At 56.9% G+C, this 17,905-nt stretch carries 17 protein-coding genes; 13 read left to right on the top strand and 4 right to left on the bottom strand.

Annotated features, from left to right (window positions below):
- Positions 1–454: 454 nt before the first annotated feature.
- From MUN84_RS06835 to MUN84_RS06825, 3 genes are read left to right on the top strand one after another with little or no spacing between them, the layout of a single operon-like run.
- Positions 455–2,023, top strand: a complete 1,569-nt coding sequence (locus MUN84_RS06835) for a TonB-dependent receptor (RefSeq protein ID WP_244697202.1) — start codon at positions 455–457, stop codon at positions 2,021–2,023.
- Positions 2,024–2,067: 44 nt separating this feature from the next.
- Positions 2,068–2,682 carry a TonB-dependent receptor plug domain-containing protein gene (locus tag MUN84_RS06830; RefSeq protein WP_244697201.1) on the top strand — a complete coding sequence of 205 codons (615 nt, stop codon included), beginning with the start codon at positions 2,068–2,070 and terminating at the stop codon, positions 2,680–2,682.
- Positions 2,676–3,290 carry a hypothetical protein gene (locus MUN84_RS06825; RefSeq protein ID WP_244697200.1) on the top strand — a complete coding sequence of 205 codons (615 nt, stop codon included), beginning with the start codon at positions 2,676–2,678 and terminating at the stop codon, positions 3,288–3,290. The genes MUN84_RS06830 and MUN84_RS06825 overlap by 7 nt, the downstream gene beginning before the upstream one ends.
- Before the next feature lie 80 nt (positions 3,291–3,370).
- Here MUN84_RS06825 and MUN84_RS06820 read toward each other — a convergent pair whose 3' ends face one another.
- Positions 3,371–4,141 carry a hypothetical protein gene (locus MUN84_RS06820; protein ID WP_244697199.1) on the bottom strand — a complete coding sequence of 257 codons (771 nt, stop codon included), beginning with the start codon at positions 4,139–4,141 and terminating at the stop codon, positions 3,371–3,373.
- A 784-nt stretch (positions 4,142–4,925) separates the two neighbouring features.
- Positions 4,926–5,933, bottom strand: coding sequence for a flagellar motor protein MotB (locus MUN84_RS06815; RefSeq protein WP_244697198.1), 1,008 nt, complete (start codon positions 5,931–5,933; stop codon positions 4,926–4,928).
- A 177-nt stretch (positions 5,934–6,110) separates the two neighbouring features.
- Between MUN84_RS06815 and MUN84_RS06810 the strand changes: the two genes are divergently transcribed.
- The 5 genes from MUN84_RS06810 to MUN84_RS06790 all read left to right on the top strand — a co-directional run bounded on the left by MUN84_RS06810 (position 6,111) and on the right by MUN84_RS06790 (position 11,209).
- Positions 6,111–7,163: a class I fructose-bisphosphate aldolase gene (locus tag MUN84_RS06810; protein ID WP_244697197.1), complete on the top strand. Its 1,053-nt coding sequence runs from the start codon at positions 6,111–6,113 to the stop codon at positions 7,161–7,163.
- A gap of 182 nt (positions 7,164–7,345) precedes the next feature.
- Positions 7,346–8,233 (top strand): acetyl-CoA carboxylase, carboxyltransferase subunit beta, encoded by an 888-nt coding sequence (gene accD, locus MUN84_RS06805; protein WP_244697196.1) that lies wholly within the window; start codon positions 7,346–7,348, stop codon positions 8,231–8,233.
- Positions 8,234–8,458: 225 nt separating this feature from the next.
- Positions 8,459–9,202, top strand: coding sequence for an OmpA family protein (locus tag MUN84_RS06800; RefSeq protein ID WP_244697195.1), 744 nt, complete (start codon positions 8,459–8,461; stop codon positions 9,200–9,202).
- A gap of 378 nt (positions 9,203–9,580) precedes the next feature.
- A complete protein-coding gene (locus MUN84_RS06795; protein ID WP_244697194.1) occupies positions 9,581–10,288 on the top strand; it encodes an OmpA family protein in 708 nt (235 codons plus the stop codon).
- 159 nt (positions 10,289–10,447) lie between these two features.
- Positions 10,448–11,209, top strand: a complete 762-nt coding sequence (locus MUN84_RS06790; RefSeq protein ID WP_244697193.1) for an endonuclease III domain-containing protein — start codon at positions 10,448–10,450, stop codon at positions 11,207–11,209.
- 9 nt (positions 11,210–11,218) lie between these two features.
- Here the strand turns inward: MUN84_RS06790 and MUN84_RS06785 are convergent, their stop codons facing one another.
- Entirely contained in the window at positions 11,219–11,689 is a 471-nt protein-coding gene (locus MUN84_RS06785) for a hypothetical protein (protein ID WP_244697192.1), read from the bottom strand.
- Between the two features lie 136 nt (positions 11,690–11,825).
- On the opposite strand from MUN84_RS06785, the gene MUN84_RS06780 reads away from it, so the two are divergent.
- From MUN84_RS06780 to MUN84_RS06770, 3 genes are all read left to right on the top strand, one after another.
- On the top strand, positions 11,826–12,809 hold the full coding sequence (locus MUN84_RS06780) for a radical SAM protein (RefSeq protein ID WP_244697191.1): 984 nt from the start codon (positions 11,826–11,828) through the stop codon (positions 12,807–12,809).
- 158 nt (positions 12,810–12,967) lie between these two features.
- A complete protein-coding gene (locus tag MUN84_RS06775; RefSeq protein ID WP_244697190.1) occupies positions 12,968–13,501 on the top strand; it encodes a gamma carbonic anhydrase family protein in 534 nt (177 codons plus the stop codon).
- A 60-nt stretch (positions 13,502–13,561) separates the two neighbouring features.
- A complete protein-coding gene (locus MUN84_RS06770) occupies positions 13,562–13,843 on the top strand; it encodes a hypothetical protein (RefSeq protein WP_244697189.1) in 282 nt (93 codons plus the stop codon).
- Between the two features lie 99 nt (positions 13,844–13,942).
- On the opposite strand, the gene MUN84_RS06765 is transcribed toward MUN84_RS06770, so the two are convergent.
- Entirely contained in the window at positions 13,943–15,271 is a 1,329-nt protein-coding gene (locus MUN84_RS06765) for a hemolysin family protein (RefSeq protein WP_244697188.1), read from the bottom strand.
- Positions 15,272–15,500: 229 nt separating this feature from the next.
- Between MUN84_RS06765 and MUN84_RS23655 the strand changes: the two genes are divergently transcribed.
- Together MUN84_RS23655 and MUN84_RS06760 are read left to right on the top strand one after the other, a co-directional pair.
- A complete protein-coding gene (locus MUN84_RS23655) occupies positions 15,501–16,190 on the top strand; it encodes a protein-disulfide reductase DsbD domain-containing protein (protein WP_317239140.1) in 690 nt (229 codons plus the stop codon).
- Positions 16,160–17,725, top strand: a complete 1,566-nt coding sequence (locus MUN84_RS06760) for a protein-disulfide reductase DsbD family protein (protein WP_317239139.1) — start codon at positions 16,160–16,162, stop codon at positions 17,723–17,725. The genes MUN84_RS23655 and MUN84_RS06760 overlap by 31 nt, the downstream gene beginning before the upstream one ends.
- Positions 17,726–17,905: the final 180 nt, after the last annotated feature.

Raw genomic sequence — 17,905 nt, 5'->3', positions numbered from 1 at the left:
GATCGCCTTGTTATAGAAAAGCCGCTCAGATAAGATCTGAGCGGCTTTTTGTGTTATTAGGCTAGTTCGTCTGCTCTACGCCCACACCTAGCCAGCTAGTACAATGCTGCTTGTCATTCCGAGTGAAGCGAGGAATCTGAGCTAGTTGCTAACGAACAACCCAGATTCCTCGCCTCGCTCGGAATGACAGCAGGTACGCCTCAGAATGACAAGGGGCTATGACCTGGAAGAGCAGATTTGCCGCGTCTGATAGCTAATTGAGCAGGCTCAACAGAAATAACGGATATAAGATGCTGAACCCAATAGACTTGGGTTGGCGGCCCCTTGCCTGCAGAGCTGAACAACTCTAGTGTTGTGTATTACCATTCCATGATTATATTGACTCAATTGTAGTCTGCTGCGCCGGGAGATTCTGCAAGTCACCTACTGCCTAACGCCTCTTACCTCAGATTGTATGAAGAGACTTCTCCTGCCCGCCGTTGCTATTGCCCTGGTAAGCCAGGCGCAAGCCCAGAACGTCACCGTTACGGGGCGCGTGACCAATGCCGCCGGCCAGAGCCAGCCGGGCGTAACCGTGCTGGAACGCGGCACCAACAACGGCACCAGCACCGATGGCAACGGCCGTTTCGAGCTTTCCGTGTCGCCTACTGCTACCTTGGTTGTCTCGGCCATAGGCTCGGCTACCCAGCAGATTCCACTCAATGGCCGCACTACCCTGGAGGTGCGCCTGCAGGATGCCGCCACCGATTTGAACGAGGTAGTCGTAACCGGCTCACGCGCTACCGAAGGCCGTTCCAACGTGCTGACTACCTCGCCCGTCGACGTTATTTCGGCCCGCGAAATCAAGGTGTTTGCCCAAACCGACGTCTCGCAGATCCTGACCTACATCGCGCCCTCGTTTCAGTCGTCCAGGCAGGCAATTTCCGATGGCACCGACCACGTGGACCCAGCCTCCCTGCGCGGCTTAGGCCCCGACCAAGTACTGGTGCTGGTGAATGGCAAACGCCGCCACTCCTCGGCCCTGGTGAACATCAACGGTACCGTGGGCCGCGGCTCGGTAGGAACTGACCTCAATACAATTCCGAATGCGTCCATCAAGCGCATTGAGGTCCTGCGCGACGGGGCCGCCGCCCAATACGGCTCCGATGCCATTGCCGGCGTTATCAACATCCAGCTCAAGGACGACACGACCGGCGTGCAGGCCAGCAGCACCGTGGGCCAGACCTACGAGGGCGACGGGCGCCTGTACCAAGCCGATGCCAACGTGGGCGTGGGCCTGAACGGGCGCGGGTACCTGGATTTGAGCGGGCAGTTTAGCAACCGGGGCTATACCAACCGTAGCGGCGTAGATACGGCTCCGTTGATTTACTTGGGCGGCAACAGCGGCACCTTCCCCGCCAGCGCCAACACCGAGCAACTGCGCCGTGACCTAAAAGCCCAGGACGACGCCCTGGTAGCCCAGCGCGGCTACGACCGGCGCAACCTGCGCCTGGGTCAGTCGGAGGCTCGCACCTACGGCGGCTTCCTGAATTTTGGCTATACCTTGGTGCCCGCCGTTGGGCTGGAGGCCTACGTAACGGCTGGGGCGTCGCGGCGCACGGGCAAGGCCGCTGGCTTTTACCGCCTGCCCAACCAAATTACGCAGACTGATGCCACCCTGTACCCCAACGGTTTCCTACCCTTCATTAACACCACCATCATTGACCAGTCCATTATTGTGGGGCTGCGGGCACGGGCCCTGGGGTTCGACATTGACCTGAGCAACACCTACGGCCGCAACGAACTGGCTTTCGACATTAGCAACACGCTCAACGCTTCCCTACCGGTGGGCATCAGCCCCACGAATTTTTACGCCGGTACCATTGCCTTTCGCCAGAACACGAGCAACCTAAACTTCACGCGCCGCTTCACCAACGTAGCCGTGCTGAGCACCCTGAACGTAGCCTTCGGGCCGAGTACCGCGACGATAACTACCAGATTGAGGCCGGTGAACGAGGCTCCTACGAAAACTACGGCCGCATAATTGCGCCGGGTCCGCCGCCCACCTTCGCGGCGGCCGGGGCCCAGGTGTTTCCTGGCTACCAGCCCTCTGATGCCCTGAACCGCTCCCGCACGAATACGGCCGGCTACGTGGATCTGGAGAGTGACATTACGGAAAAGTTGCTGGTAAGCGTGGCGGGTAGGGCCGAGCGGTACTCCGATTTTGGCAACAACGTGAGCGGTAAGCTGGCTGCCCGCTACAGCCTGCTGCCCGATGTGGCCGTGCGCGGAGCAATCAGCAACGGCTTCCGGGCCCCGTCGTTGCAACAGCGCTATTTTACCAACACTAGCACCCAATTCGTGCAGGGTGCTCCCAACCAGGTGCTGACCGTTAATAACGACAATCCTATTGTGCGCAACGGCTTTACGGCTGGCGGCGTGGGGCAGCAGGGCTTCGGTATTGGCTCGCTGAAGCAGGAAAAGTCGAAGAACTACAGCCTGGGCCTGACGGCGCGCATCCTCAAAACCGGTACTATCACGCTGGATGCCTACCAGATTGACATTCAGGACCGCATTGTGCTGTCCTCGCAGTTTAGCCGCGCTAACCCCACGGTGGCCGCCATTCTCGGAACGCTGCCGGTAAGCCAGGTGCAGTTCTTTGCCAACGCCGTGAACACCCGTACCCGGGCATTGATGTGGTAGCCAACCAGCGCCTCGACCTGGGTCCCGGCCGCCTAACCCTGACGGTGGCGGCCAACTTCAATGAAACCGAGGTGCGTAAAGTCAACAGTTCCCCAACCATTGATGCCGACCAAACCGGCCTGCAAAACACCTTATTCGACCGCCAGCAGCGTGGCCGCCTCGAAAACGCCCAGCCCCGCAGCAAAATCAACCTCACGGCCGGCTATACCCTGGGTATTTTCAGCGTGGAAGCCCGCACCGTGCGCTTCGGGGCGGTGCAATACAAGGATGCTCGTCTGGATAACCCCGGTGCTAACAACGGCTTCCTGTTCTCCAGCATCGACCAGACGTTCTCGGCCAAATGGGTAACCGACCTGACGCTGAGCGCCCAAGTGACCCGCCAGATCGGCCTGACGGTAGGGGCCAGCAACCTCTTCGATGTCTACCCGGATAAGTACCGCGTGAACGTGTTGAACAACGAGCAAAACGTGGCCGTAGGCGCTTTAGCCTATAACTCCTCTCGCGACAATACCAACCGGGGCCGCACCATCTACAACCCCAACCAATTCGGCTACAACGGCGGCTTCTACTTCGCCCGCGTTATCGTGAACCTGCCTACTTCCAATTAAACAGCTGTAGTGTGCGGAAGAAAAACGGCCGGCTCCCTCTAGGAGAGCCGGCCGTTTGGTATCGTGATAACCAGCAAACACTACTCACGCAGGAGCCGCACCTGCCGCCCATCAGCAGTGCGGGCTACATAGATGCCGGGAGCAAGGCTGGCGGCTGGCTGCCACACCACACTGCCATCCGGCTTACTAGTCAGCTGAGCCACCGTGCGACCCAGCCCATCCAGGACGCTTACCGTTTGAGTTCCGGCTTGGCCGAGTTGGAACTGCACCTGCTCGCGGAATGGGGTAGGGGTGGCAAAAATCGACAAAGGTTGCTTACCAAATTTGGTAGATAAAACTTGGCTGGTAACCAAGAAAGTAAGTGTCCGGCTGTCGGAGCCTAAGAGGGGGCATCCATTATCAGTTACGGCAACAGGCAGATAATAGCGGCCCAGCGGCAGGTTGGCCGGAACCTGCCACGTTAGGCGGGATTGGGTAGCCGACACAGTTTGAAGTGAAACGCCAGGCACAACGGTAGCAGCGGCGGTGCTAAAACTCAGCATCTGGCCAGCATCAGCGTCACTGGCATCCAGGGTAACAGAAATGGTCTGCCCTGGATTTGCCCGGATGGCTTTTTCGAACGGCTGGGTAGCCGCTCCGACCTGAAGAGAGGTGAAAGTAGGATTGGTATTACCACCAGGATTTGCCAGGTACGTAATGTCGCGGGTAATACTCCCAATGAGCGTCCAGGTAGAGTTGATACGCCGATACTCTTCCACTTTTACAGCTATAACGTAGGAGCCCACTATCAGTGAGAAAGGAGAGGTAGTAGCTTCGCCGGTAGCGGTGTTGAGCTGGAACGGAGAAGGCATAAACCCCGCAACTGGCTGAGCGCAGGGGAGAGCTGGTAAAGCAGCGCGGTACCCTCCTCCATCCATAGGGGTGACTAGCTTATGCACCAATGAATCGCCATCAGGCTCGAAAGAGCTAAAGCTGTAGCGCTGCATTTGGTTTCCTTGTAGGGTAGGAAAATCAGTATTAATAAACTTAGGAGAAGTGTTAATCAGCCCCGTCGAATTGTCCAGTAGCGCTTCGATATACACGCCCTGATCAATTGGGTTAGTAATATTCATTATACCACCGGTTCGATTTACTTGACTTACGTTCAAAACCCACCGCGCTGGTGGTAGCTGCACTTCTGTTTCAAAGACAACTGCCCGTATGGCGCTGGGGCTGGTGCAACTAATAGTGTTTAACGTGAACTTCCGAGTTGCTGTTAATGGAACAATAAAGCTACCCGGTAGCAAATCTGAGCAGCCGCCGCGGCCACACACTAGTGTAATGTGGCTAGTTCCCGCTGGTCCAACGCCTTCATAAAGTTTTACCGTGATGTGGTATCGGTCGGGAGAACCACTCACAGGCTCATAAAAAAAATTCACCACCCCGATTATGAGTGGCGAATAACGGAGTAGTAATTAATAAAAGGGCCCCAAGTGCCATCAGCAGGCGGAACACCGAAGAAGTGGGCATGGTAAATAGGTTAAGAATGAAAGGAGTATGTTGTAGTAGTCGGAGCTAAGCATTACGGCCCGATATAAGTAGATGTAGCGGCTATTAAGCCGCTACATCTTGTTTCCAAGATAGTTAAGCGCCGTCTTACTTCCCACTTGCCGTAGAATTGCTGTCCAGAATCTTGAGCAGTTCGTTGAGCTTGGGCGTCAGGATGATTTCAGTGCGGCGGTTCAGGGCCTTGTTCTGGGGCGAGTCGTTCTGGGCCACGGGCACGTATTGGGAGCGGCCCGAGGCCGTGACGCGGGCCGGCGCTACCCCGCCCGTGGTAAGTAAGCGAGCAATTTCGGTGGCGCGCAGCACGCTCAAATCCCAGTTGTCCTGCATGGCGGCGGTGGGGCGGCTAAAGGCTACGTTATCGGTGTGGCCTTCTACGACCACGTTCACGTCGGGCTGGTTTTGAAGTACGGTAGCCAATTGCTTCAGGGCCTCCTGGCCTTTGGGGTCCACTTTCGTGGAGCCGGACTTGAACAGCAGCTGCTCGGAGAGGGACACGTACACTTTGCCATCCTTCATTTTCACCTGCAAATCAGTGCCTTGGAAGCCGCGCAGGGCGTTCGTTACGCTGGCTTTGAGGTCGTCCACGGCTTTGTCTTTTTCAGCCAGGGCTTTTTGCAGCTCCGCTAGTCGGGCTTCGCGCACTTTCAGGTCGGCGTTGAGCTTGTCGATGTCGGCGCGGCTTTTCTTCAGGTTGGTGTCCAGCTCGCCCAGCTCGGCCTCGCGGCGGGCCAGGTCCTTGGCTACTTTGTTGTAGTCGGCCGACTTATCGGCCATGGCGCGGTCGGAGTTCTTGAGCAGCTTGTCGTAGGAGTCGGTGAGCTGGGTGTTGAGCTGCTGCATGCGGCGCAGGTTACGGCCGGTTTCAGTGGAGTCGTCCACGAGGCGGCGGGTGTCGAGGCGCAGTTGGACCAGTTCATCGGAAGCCTTTTTTAGCTCCGTCACGGCTTGGCGCTGCTGGCGCTCCAGGTCGGTTTTGGCCTGCTCAGTGGCCGTCTGGCGGGCTTTCAAATCGTCGTATTTCTTGGAGGCTACGCAGCCGGGCAGGGTAGCGGCGGCGAGCAGGGCGGCCACCGTGAGGGTAGAAAAGCTTTTCACGAACAAAGAACAAAGTAGAGCCAAGGGTAAGGAAGCGAGCCGGGGGCCAGGCATTCCGGTGGCAAGGTACGGGCCCGGGGCCGGAAGTTCTACCAAACTAGGGGCCGCCGGCGTGGCCTCTTGGCTATATTTACCGTATGTCCCCCTCAGCCCTTTCGCAACTAACCCGTTCTGTGTATGGCCTCTATCCTCGATGACCTCGCCCCGGAAACCCTAGCTCTACTGGAACACCAGTGCCACACCATACCCAAAGAGCAGCTGCACCGCCCCGGCCCCGATTTTCTGGATGACTACTTCGTGCCATCTAGCCGCAGCCCCCAGGTATTGCGCAGCTTGGGTCAGCTCTACAATCACGGCCGTTTGGCGGGTACCGGCTACCTCAGCATTCTGCCCGTCGACCAAGGCATTGAGCACACCGCCGGCGCCTCCTTCGGACCGAACCCCATGTACTTCGACCCCGAGAATATCATTCGGCTGGCTCTGGAAGGCGACTGTAACGCTGTGGCCACTACGTTCGGCACCTTCGGAACGGTAGCGCGCCGCTATGCCCACAAGATTCCGTTTCTGGTGAAAATCAACCACAACGAGCTGCTAACCTATCCCAATACTTACGACCAAATTCTGTTTGGCTCGGTGGAGGAAGCCTGGAATTTGGGCGCAACGGCCGTGGGCGCTACCGTGTACTTTGGCTCTGAAGAATCGAACCGGCAGATTCAGGAAGTAGCGGCGGCATTTGAGCGGGCCCACGAGCTGGGCATGGCCACGGTGCTCTGGTGCTACACCCGTAATAACGCCTTCAAAACCAAGGACAAAGATTTCCATGTGGCCGCTGATCTTACTGGCCAAGCCAACCACTTGGGCGTTACCATCGGGGCCGACATCATCAAGCAGAAGCTACCGGAAAACAACGGTGGCTTCAGCACCCTAGGCTTTGGCAAAACCCACCCGGCCATGTACAGCCAGCTGGCCTCCGACCACCCCATCGACCTGACCCGCTACCAGGTAGCCAACTGCTATATGGGCCGCATTGGCCTTATCAACTCCGGGGGCGAAAGCCTGGGCAACGGCGACCGGGATGCAGCCATCAAAACGGCCATCATCAACAAGCGCGCCGGTGGCCAAGGGCTGATTTCGGGCCGCAAAGCCTTCCAGCGTCCCTTCGCCGAAGGTGTGGCCCTGCTCCACGCTATTCAGGATGTGTACCTTGACGACAGCATCACGCTGGCGTAAGAAGTAAAATGGTGACTGAGTGTCTGCTGCTTCACTCACTCCTCACTTCACAATTTCGCCACTTCACAAATTCACTATTTCACCATCTGGCTTAACTTGCACCGTGGAAGCAACCTCAGCCCGGTAGTAGCTGCCCTCCCCGGCCTTCCCCTCTCTCACCGATTCCAAGCATCCCAACCCCTATGTCTTCCTGGTTTAAGCGCAAAGAAAAAGGCATCGTCACGCCCACGGAACAGAAGAAGGAGACGCCCGACGGCCTGTGGTATAAGTGTCCGGAGTGCAAAACCGTGGCTACCATGGCCGAGCACAAGCGCCTGCTTTCTACTTGCGGCAGTTGCCATCACCACGACCGGATTGACGCGGCCGAGTACTTTGATTTCCTCTTCGACAACCACGAGTATCAGGAGCTGGACGCCGAACTGCGTTCCGCCGACCCGCTCAATTTCGTGGACACGAAAGCCTACCCCCAGCGCGTAGCTGCTACCGAGAAAAACACCGGCCTCAAGGACGCCGTGCGCGCGGCCCACGGCCAGCTCAACGGCCTAGGCCTGGTAGTAGCCGCCATGGATTTCAAGTTTATTGGGGGTTCCATGGGCTCGGTGGTAGGCGAAAAAATTGCCCGCGCCATTGACTACGCCCGCCAGAACCGCCTGCCTTTCCTGATGATTTCCCGCTCCGGTGGCGCCCGTATGATGGAGGCTGGCTACTCCCTGATGCAGATGGCCAAAACCTCGGCTAAACTGGCCCTGCTCTCCGAGGCCGGTATTCCCTACATCTCCCTGCTGACTGACCCGACCACGGGCGGCGTTACGGCCTCGTTCGCCATGCTCGGCGACTTTAACATTGCCGAGCCCGGCGCCCTGATTGGCTTTGCTGGCCCCCGTGTTATCAAGGAAACCATTGGCAAAGACCTGCCCAAAGGATTCCAGAGCGCTGAGTTTGTGTTGGAGCACGGCTTCCTCGACTTTATTGTGGACCGCAAGGAGCTCAAACAAAAGCTTACCGATTTGCTGACCATGCTTAAGCCTGTGGAAGTGCCTGCTGCTGAGAAGGCTGTACTAGTTCGATAAGTAGCGGCCCGCCGCCGGAATAATTTTCGGCAAGCTTTTTGGAAAAAGCCCGTTGAACGCACAAGTGGTGCATTCAGCGGGCTTTTTGCTGCGGCTTATCAAGCTTTGCCTGGCTGCTAGTAGCATAGAAGCTACGTTATAGTTGCCGAACATTTTTTCCTTAACCGTAGTAAGAAGGCCCAAACAACTCACCCGCCTCTTTCCCTTCACTCAAGTTCCAAGAATATGACTTCTCGCACTTCACTGTTGACCCTATTGATGGCTCTGGTGCTCTTCGTAAGCTCCTGTGCTAGCACCAACACCCGCAACCCTAACATTCCGGAAGCAGACACCAACGGCACGGGTCCGCGCAAAACCGGTACTAGCCGTACCGTGAAAGGCGGTGCTATTGGCGCTGGTGCTGGCGCAGTAGCCGGAGCTGTGTTGGGCCGCGTAATCGGTGGTAAGTCGGGTACGGCGGCCGGCGCTATTATCGGGGCTGCCGTGGGCGGCACTGGTGGCGCCCTGATCGGCCGTCGCATGGACAAGCAGGCCGAAGAACTGCAGCGTGATATGCAGAACGCTAAAGTGGAGCGCGTAGGCGAAGGCATCAAAATTACCTTCGACTCGGGCATCCTGTTCGATACCAACAAGAGCGACCTGCGTGCGGCTTCCATGACGGAAATCCAGAAAATGGCCGAAGTCCTGAAGAAATACCCTGATACCAACGTACTAGTAGAAGGCCACACCGACAACACCGGTTCGGATGCCATCAACCAGCCCCTGTCGGAGCGCCGGGCCCAGGCCGTCGCCAACTACACTCAGCAGCAAGGCGTTGATGCTGCTCGCATCACGAGCAAGGGCTACGGTTCTAGCCAGCCCATTGCCGATAACACCACGGCTGAGGGCAAGCAGGCCAACCGCCGCGTTGAAATTGCCATCTACGCCAACGAAAAGATGAAGAAGGCTGCCGAAAACGGCACGCTGTAAGCTTCTTCCGCTTTGCACAGCAAAAAGCCGCTCCCACTGGGGCGGCTTTTTTTGTTAGTTGTTTTTAGAACTTTCTACCCTAACTGGGAAATAGAAGGAAGGGTAGTAAAAGGACTTTTACGGGGTGTGACCCGAAAAGCAACCGGCAAAATTCAGTGATTCAGAAGGAGTTTAGCAGCAGACGTGGCAGAAGCAAATCGGGTAGTATAGCGAGCTGCACAGGTTTTTGCATAATTTTATCCGGGTCTACACGTTTTTGGCAAGGTGGTTGCAAACTAGGTATTCACAGAGGAGGTAGCCGAAAGAAAGTTGTACCGAATACCTTTGCCGCTAGATTGTTCTCTTACTTCAAACCAACACCCTTTTACTTCTGAACTCATGAAGAATCTTCGTTCCTTGTTCGCCTTGCTGCTAGCGGTTTTGCTGCTAGGCAGCAGCTACGCTGAAGCACAAACCACAACGACTGCTAAAAAGCCGTGGAGCAAAACCGCTAAAGGTGCCGTTATTGGTGGTTTGGGCGGTGCTGCCGGCGGCGCTGTTCTGGGCCGCGTGATTGGCGGTAAGTCGGGTACGGCCAAGGGCGCCATCATTGGCGCGGCCGTGGGCGGTGGTGCAGGTGCCCTGATTGGTCGTCGCATGGACAAGCAGGCTGCTGAACTGCAAAAAGAAATGGCCGGCGCCAAAGTAGAGCGCGTAGGCGAAGGCATCAAAATCACCTTCGACTCGGGCCTGCTGTTCGCTAAGAACTCTTCCGCACTGACCTCGGCTGCCCAGGAAAACATCAAGGACCTGGCAAGAACCCTGGTTAAGTATGGCGACACTAACGTCATCGTGGAAGGCCACACCGACAACACCGGTTCGGATGCCATCAACGACCCCTTGTCGCAGCGCCGGGCCCAGGCCGTGGCTAACTACACCCAGCAGCAAGGCGTAGACGCTTCGCGCTTCACGGTGTCGGGCTACGGCTCGAAGCAGCCCATTGCCGACAACTCCACGGAAGCTGGTCGTCAGGCCAACCGCCGCGTAGAGGTGGCCATCTTCGCCAACGAGAAGCTGAAGAAAGCTGCTGAAAAAGGCACTATATAATAGCTACCACAGCTACGTAAAAGCGGAGGCTTCCAAATTGGGAGCCTCCGCTTTTTTGTGAACGGCCCTGAATGAGGTGAGCTATAAAGACTGCTCCCTGGCTGAGTCATAACGCCAGCCTTGGCGCAACCCCGTACCGGACTCGGCGGTACAACGGTTATGCCCATAACTTACGACTCTGCCGCCCCCGAAAAAACCAACGAGAATCATCGGATTCTAGATCAGTTCTACCCTCCACTCACCCAGGGTACTACGCGCCGCTCGCCTATGCGGGAGTTGATATCTACCGTATTGTCGCACCGCACTACCCACGCCGACGAAGAGCTGGCCTACGACCGGATGCTGGAAGCTTTCGGCGACTGGGAAGGGGTAGTGGCGGCGCCTACCGCGGAGCTGGCCCACGCCATCCGGACTACCCGCTGGCCCGATACCCAAGCCCCACGCATTCAGGAAATCCTGCGCCGCATTAAGGCCGAACGAGGCGAGTACAACCTGGACTTTCTGGAGGAGTGGCCAACGGAAAAAGGCATGCAATGGCTAAACGACATGCCCGGCATCGGGCTGAAAACGGCCTCGCTAGTGTTACTCTTCAACTTCCGCAAGCCAGTGTTGCCCGTGGATACGCACGTACACCGAGTAGCCCAGCGGGTAGGCATGATTGGGCCGAAAGCCTCCGTGGAGAAAGCCCACCAAGTATTGCTGGAGCAACTGCCGAAGGACTCGCTGCTACTGCTCAACTTTCACAAGCACAACTATTGGCACGGCCAGAAAATCTGCTTTTTCACCAAGCCAGATTGTGCCCGCTGTCCGCTGAAGGGTTTCTGCAACTACTATCGGGAGCATTATGGCCCGGCTACCGCGGAGGCCCTGGCCGCTACCCCCACCCACTGGGACCCAGCCTGGGGCAGCCTGCCTCACTGAAACCACTTGCTATTGCAGCCGCGCAATTCGGCTCTGAAGGGTGTCCACCAGCGGGTGTAAGTAGGCCGGTATATTCCGCTTCTGCGTGTCAATCAGCCAGAAACGCCGGGTGCCCTGGTCGTTCAGTTCGAGGTAGTAGCCACCCCAGTCGCCGGCGTCCGGCTGTCCAATCACATGCCCAGATTCGGCGAGCAGTTGCGTCGGAATCAGGTTGGGTAGGTCGCTTACCTGGGCGTAGTCGGTGGTGGGGCGCGCTACAAACTGACCTTGGTAGGGAGTAGTGGCGCTGGGGTACTGATCTTGGGTATCCTCGGCCAGCGTGCGGGCGCGGGTATTCAACTGATAGATTTCGATGCACCGTTCGCCGGAACACTCCCCGTAAAAATGGCCGAACACTAGCGTGCTGGGGGCTGCATTTTCTTTGGCGCAGGCCATGAGAAAGGTAGTAGCCAAAACAAAAGGGTATACTGCAAGGCGCATAGTAAGGTCGTTTAGTGGATAATGGAGGTTGTGGAAGGAGCCTTCAGCCCCGGAATAGTTGCATGCCGTTACTTTTCCTCCGCGGTCTGGTTTAGTAGAAGCGGCTTGGGGCCGCGTGCTGTACCTTTACCTGCCTATGCGCCTTGTTCGTCATCCGGTCCTCTGCAACTACTACGTTACCTACCGCTGTAATGCCCGGTGTTCTTTCTGCGACATCTGGGAGAAACCCTCGCCCTACATTCAGCTGGCCGACGTGGAGCGCAACCTACACGACCTGAAGCGGCTAGGGGTATCGGTAGTGGATTTTACGGGGGGCGAACCGCTGCTGCATCGCCAGATTCATGAGTTTGTGGGCCTGGCGCACGATATGGGATTTATCACGACCCTTACGACCAACTGCCTACTATATCCTAAATACGCCGAAAAGCTCCGGGGCAAAGTCGACATGCTGCACTTCTCCCTGGACGCCTCCGAGAAGGAAGTGCACGATAAAGGTCGGGGCGTGGCCTGCTTTGACTTCGTGCTGGAAAGCATTCGGGTAGCCAAGGAGCTAGGGGAGCGGCCCGACATTCTCTTCACGGTATTCCGGGAAAATTTGGCCGACCTGGAAAAAGTGTACGAGCAAATTACCCGGCCCAACAAGCTAGTTCTAATTCTGAATCCGGCTTTTGAGTACAACACCGTGGACGCGGGCGAGCAATTGACGCCCGCGGAGCTGGATTATCTCTCGGCCTTTGGCAAGCGCCCCGGCGTGTATCTTAACGAAGCATTTATCCAGCTTCGGCGCGACGGTGGCAACCACGTAGCGGCGCCCATCTGCCGGGCCGCCAGCACTACCCTGGTTATTTCGCCCAGCAATGAGCTAGTGCTACCCTGCTACCACTTAGGTGAGCAGAAATTCCCCATCGACGGCCAGCTCTATGACTTGTACCAGTCGGCCCCGGTGCAGCAGCTAGCTGCTCTGGAAGGCCGGCTGCCGCAGTGCGAGGGCTGCACCATCAACTGTTACATGCAGCCCAGCTTTGCCGTGGAAACCAGCAAGTATTTCTGGCAGGCTCTACCCAGCACGCTCAAATATAACTGGGAAAAAGGCACCTGGAAGCGTATGCTTGCCCGGTGAAGTAGTGAGTCTGGGGAATTGTGGATTGAAAAATAGAGACGTTATCATCTTGAACGGAGCGAACGATAATGGCCGGTTTGTTCACCACGCGCTACTTACTTAACCACGACTTTCTCTCCTGGTCAACTTGTTAATTCTTCAAATCAGCACTTCATCTTATGCCGTTACTGCTACCTGTTCAAGGAAAATACCCGCAGTTGGGAGCCAACTGCTTTGTAGCTGAAAATGCTACTATTGTAGGAGACGTTACGCTGGGAGCCGACTGTACCGTGTGGTTTAACGCCGTGGTGCGCGGAGATGTAAACAGCATCCACATCGGTGAAAAAACGAATATTCAGGATGGCGTCGTAATTCACTGCACTTACCAAAAGTCGGCTACCACCATTGGTTCACGGGTAAGCATCGGGCACAAAGCTGTTGTGCACGGCTGCCGCGTGGAAGACGACGTGCTCATCGGTATGGGCGCCATTGTGATGGACCAAGCGGTAGTGGGGGCGGGCTGCATTATTGCGGCCGGCGCCGTGGTGCTAGAAAATACCCAGTGCGAACCGGGTTATCTGTACGCTGGCATCCCCGCTCGTAAAATCAAGCCTGTTACTGAGGAGCAGCGCGCCAACATGCTCCGCACCGCCGATAACTATGTGCTGTACGCCAGCTGGTTTCAGCCGGAGTCGGAGAGCAATAGTAAGTAATTTGCAGGCGTGCAGCGGAGCTTGTAGTTTAGGGTTTTCATACCCTTTATCATTTTACGAATGCGTACTTTTTACTCTTATGTATTAGCTGGTTGGCTGCTATGTGCCGGTGGGGCATCTTCCGCGGCTCCAGTTAGCGCCATTTCTGACGAACCAGGCAAACCAGCCTTGGTAACTACGCTACCTGCTGTGCCAGCCCAGACGCCAAAGTCGGAAATGGTTAATCAAAAAGATGCCAAAACGACAACGATGAGCGTACGGAAAGACAAGTCCGGCTCTAAAAAAGTATGGCTGATTGTTGGCATTGGGGCGGCTCTAGCCCTCCTGCGTATTCTGCTATAGGTATTTGTTCTGCCTGTACGTAAAGCAATCAAAAGCCCCGTCAGCTTGTCTGACGGGGCTTTTGATTGCTTCGCAAATTGTGTTTTTGACTTATGAGGTTTACAAGGCCAGCGTTTCGTCGGCTTCTTCCTGCTCTTCTTGAGTCGTTACGCGCAGCTGCACTAGCTCCACGGCGCGGCGGGAGCGTTTCAGCACCCGGAATTCGTAGTTGTCGAGCACGGCCACGTCGCCGACCTCCGGAATGTTACCGTAGAGCACATTGAGCAGGCCGCCTACGGTTTCGTAATCGTCGCCCTCGGGCAGGGGGTAGGGCAGGTACTCGTTGGCGTCGGGAATGGCTGTGGCAGTGTTTACGCGGTATTCCGACTCCGACACTTTCTCTACTACCGGTACCTCATTGTCGTACTCGTCCTGGATTTCACCCACGAGCTCCTCCATGATGTCCTCGATGGTCACGATGCCGGACACGCCCCCAAACTCGTCTGAGACGATGGCCATGTGCATGTGCTTGCGCTGAAACTGGCGCAACAGGCGGTTGATTTTCTTGGTTTCAGGCACGAAGTAGGCCGGCCGCATAATCTTGGCTAGCTCAATGGGCTCGTGCCGACGAATAATCTGCAGCAAGTCCTTCACGTAGAGCACGCCCACAATGTTGTCGATGTTCTCTTCGAACACCGGAATGCGCGAGTAGCCCTCGTTGTACACCATTTCCAGCACGCCGTCCTCGGGCGTATCTACGGCAATGGCGCAGAGCTTGGTGCGCGGCACCATGATTTGCTTCACCATCCGGTCGTTGAACTCGAAAACGTTTTCCAGCAGCTCGTGCTCTGACTCCTGAATTTCACCGCTCTGCTTGCTCTGGTCGAGTAGCAGGCGCAGCTCCTCAGACGTGTGTACCTCCGAGCCGTGGGTAGCATTGCCCCCAAACAAGCCAGCTACCATGTTGGAGAGCCGGTCCAGAATCCAGATGAAGGGCTTGGTTACAAAGGCAAACGCGTAAAGGGGCGCCGCAATGGCAATGCTAGTCGTTTCGGGCTTCTGAATAGCCAGCACTTTGGGGGCCTGCTCCCCAAGCACGATGTGCAGCACCGTAATCAGGGTAAACGACGTGAACAAGGCAATCTGGTGCACGGTCGCGTCGGAGAGAGTGATGCCAAACTGGTGAATAATGGCCATTACTACTTCCGCTACCACACTTTCCCCAATCCAACCCAGCGCCAGCGAGGCCAGGGTAATGCCCAGCTGGGTAGCCGATAAATAGTAGTTCAGGTCGTGCAGCATGTTCTGCACGAGTTTGGCCAGGCGGTTGCCGCTCTGTGCCTTTATCTCAATCTGCGAGAGGCGAACCTTGACGAAGGCAAATTCAGCGGCTACAAAAAAGCCATTCACCAGCACCAGCAGAATTGTCAGTAATATTTTTAAGCCCATAGGTTTGGAGGCGAGACTCGACCGGCCTGCCTTCCTTTGTAAGGCAAAAGTACGACATTCGGCGCAAGCGGTTCGGAATGAATGACGAGGCCGCCGGGCACAAGGTTATGGTTGGCCTAGCAAGTAATAGGCGGCGGCCATAAAACTCCTGTTGCCATCCGGCTGTTGCGGTTTCTGCCGACCTTTGTATTTCCTGTCGACTTTCTCTTGCTGTTTCTTCCCCGAACCCATGCCCCGCAGTAAATTTCTTCTGCTTCCGCTGGTGCTGCTGCTCCTGACTACGTTCAGGGCCGCCGCCCAAATTCTGACGCCTACCACGCTTTCTACCGCCCTTAGCAAGCCCACGGCCAAGGTAGGTGAGGAGGTGGAACTCATCGTGAATGCCCGCATCGACAACACCTGGCATCTATACGCCACCAATTTCGACCCCGACCTGGGCCCGACGGTGTTTACCTTCACCTTCGCCAAAAGTCCGGCCTATGAGTTGGTGGGCAAGCCGCAGTCCATCGGCACCAAGAAAAAATTCGACGAAGTATTTAAGGGCGACGTAACCTACTTCGAACGCACCGGCCAGATTCGGCAGCGCATCCGCCTGCTCCAGCCCGGGGCCCTGACCGTGAAGGCCGAAACCGAATTTCAAACCTGCACCGACGTAGATGGCCGCTGCATCCCGGGCGAGGAAAGCCTGAGCTTCGGGCCCATTGAAGTAACGGGTACGGCCGCCCCAACTCCCGCGGCTACTTCCAAGGGCGCGACGGGTGCGGTAGTTGCTCCCCCCGCCGCTGTTGCTACCACAACTACTCCCGACACGGCAGGTACGGCCGTCAGCCCCGCGCAGACAACCACCGCGTCCGCAACGGTTACTGCCCCGACTCCAGCGCCGGAAGCGTGGCCGTTGCTCCGGTTGAGGCGGCAGTGACGCCGCCTACCAGCCTGGCGGCTAGCAGCGCAGCCGCAGCTACTGATGCTACCAGTGGAGGGTTGTGGAGCTTTGCGTTGGCGGCCTTCGTATCGGGGTTACTGGCCCTTGTCACGCCCTGCGTGTTTCCCCTGATTCCGATGACCGTGTCCTTTTTCACGAGCGGCTCGGGCAGCCGGCAGCAGGGCATTCTTAAGGCCGTGGTGTATGGCCTGTCCATCATCTTCGTGTACGTGGTAGTCGGTTTGCTAGTCACCATTTTACTGGGGGCCGATGGCCTGAATTTAATTAGCACCCACTGGCTGCCCAACCTCATTTTCTTTGTGGTGTTCGTGGTGTTTGGGCTGTCATTTCTGGGCTTGTTTGAAATCACGCTACCCCACGGCATGGTCAATAAGATTGATGCTCAGGCCGACAAAGGTGGTTGGGGTGGCGTATTCTTCATGGCCCTCACCCTGGTAGTGGTATCCTTTTCCTGCACCGGCCCCATTGTGGCAACCATTCTGAGCTTGGCTGCCCAGGGCGAGCGGGTAACGCCCGTGGTTGGCATGTTGGGCTTTTCGCTGGCGTTTGCGCTGCCCTTCACGTTGTTCGCCATTTTTCCGGCCTGGCTGAAGGGTCTGCCCCGCTCGGGCGGCTGGCTAAACACCGTGAAGGTGGTGCTGGGCTTTGTGGAGCTGATGCTAGCCCTGAAGTTCCTGAGCATGGCTGACTTGGCTTACCACTGGAACTTGCTTCCGCGTGACATCTACCTCGTGCTCTGGATTGCCTTGTCGGGCCTGCTGGGGTTCTACCTGCTGGGTCGCTTCAAACTTTCCCACGACTCCGACCTGACCCACCTGAGCGTGGGACGCCTGTTGATGGCCGTGCTGGCTTTCAGCTTCATGACCTACCTAGTGCCCGGCCTGTTTGGAGCCCCGCTGCCCCTGCTGGCCGGTTACCTGCCGCCCCAAAGCCGCAACGACTTTACCCTGGCCCGCCCGGAGCAAGTGGCATCTACCCCCGTTAGTGCCACGGGTAACAGCCTCTGCGAAGCCCCGCGCTACGCCGAGTTTCTGGAGCTACCCCACGGCCTGCCCGGCTACTTCGACCTGGAGCAAGCCAAGCGCTGCGCCCGCGCCCAGAACAAGCCCATCTTCATTGATTTCACGGGCCACGCCTGCGTAAACTGCCGCAAGATGGAGGCTACCGTCTGGAAAGATCCGCAGGTGCTCAAGCGGCTGCGCGAAGACTTTGTGGTGGTAGCTCTCTACGTGGATGATAAAGCCAGCCTACCCCAAAACGAATGGTACGTTTCTGCCCACGACGGCAAGCAGAAAACCACGCTGGGCAAGAAAAACGCTGATACGCAGCTTACGGGCTTCAACGTGAATGCCCAGCCCTACTACGTGCTTCTCGACCCCAACTCGGCAACTGACTTGGCGCACGCCCTAACGCCCCCCATTGCCTACGAGCCCGACGTTGCTGCCTTTGTTCAGTTCTTGGATGCCGGATTAGCCCAATTTCGTCAGCAGGCCGCAGTAGCCGGTCGCTAGCTACAGGGGCCCTCATAAAGCAGAAAGCCTACCCCGGTACTACTACCAGCGGTAGGCTTTCTGCTTGATAAATGAATAGATAGAACTGAGCCCGAGTTGTTACACCCAGCGGGAAGGTTGTTGGGCGCTTCAACGCGTTAGGATGAGTTAGGGGTAAAGGCGGCTTTTTTTACAATAACC

Source organism: Hymenobacter sp. 5516J-16 (assembly GCF_022919335.1).
Classification (GTDB): Bacteria; Bacteroidota; Bacteroidia; order Cytophagales; family Hymenobacteraceae; genus Hymenobacter; species Hymenobacter sublimis.
Note: the sequence above shows the minus strand (reverse complement) of the source record. Positions and strands in the feature narration are given on the sequence as shown.

Excerpts from the sequence above, each read along its gene's own strand:
- MUN84_RS06835 (WP_244697202.1), top strand. The coding sequence starts at position 455 with ATGAAGAGACTTCTCCTGCCCGCCGTTGCTATTGCCCTGGTAAGCCAG.
- MUN84_RS06820 (WP_244697199.1), bottom strand. The coding sequence starts at position 4,141 with ATGCCTTCTCCGTTCCAGCTCAACACCGCTACCGGCGAAGCTACTACC.
- MUN84_RS06810 (WP_244697197.1), top strand. The coding sequence starts at position 6,111 with ATGGCCTCTATCCTCGATGACCTCGCCCCGGAAACCCTAGCTCTACTG.
- accD (WP_244697196.1), top strand. The coding sequence starts at position 7,346 with ATGTCTTCCTGGTTTAAGCGCAAAGAAAAAGGCATCGTCACGCCCACG.
- MUN84_RS06800 (WP_244697195.1), top strand. The coding sequence starts at position 8,459 with ATGACTTCTCGCACTTCACTGTTGACCCTATTGATGGCTCTGGTGCTC.
- MUN84_RS06795 (WP_244697194.1), top strand. The coding sequence starts at position 9,581 with ATGAAGAATCTTCGTTCCTTGTTCGCCTTGCTGCTAGCGGTTTTGCTG.
- MUN84_RS06790 (WP_244697193.1), top strand. The coding sequence starts at position 10,448 with ATGCCCATAACTTACGACTCTGCCGCCCCCGAAAAAACCAACGAGAAT.
- MUN84_RS06785 (WP_244697192.1), bottom strand. The coding sequence starts at position 11,689 with ATGCGCCTTGCAGTATACCCTTTTGTTTTGGCTACTACCTTTCTCATG.
- MUN84_RS06780 (WP_244697191.1), top strand. The coding sequence starts at position 11,826 with ATGCGCCTTGTTCGTCATCCGGTCCTCTGCAACTACTACGTTACCTAC.
- MUN84_RS06775 (WP_244697190.1), top strand. The coding sequence starts at position 12,968 with ATGCCGTTACTGCTACCTGTTCAAGGAAAATACCCGCAGTTGGGAGCC.
- MUN84_RS06770 (WP_244697189.1), top strand. The coding sequence starts at position 13,562 with ATGCGTACTTTTTACTCTTATGTATTAGCTGGTTGGCTGCTATGTGCC.
- MUN84_RS06765 (WP_244697188.1), bottom strand. The coding sequence starts at position 15,271 with ATGGGCTTAAAAATATTACTGACAATTCTGCTGGTGCTGGTGAATGGC.
- MUN84_RS23655 (WP_317239140.1), top strand. The coding sequence starts at position 15,501 with ATGCCCCGCAGTAAATTTCTTCTGCTTCCGCTGGTGCTGCTGCTCCTG.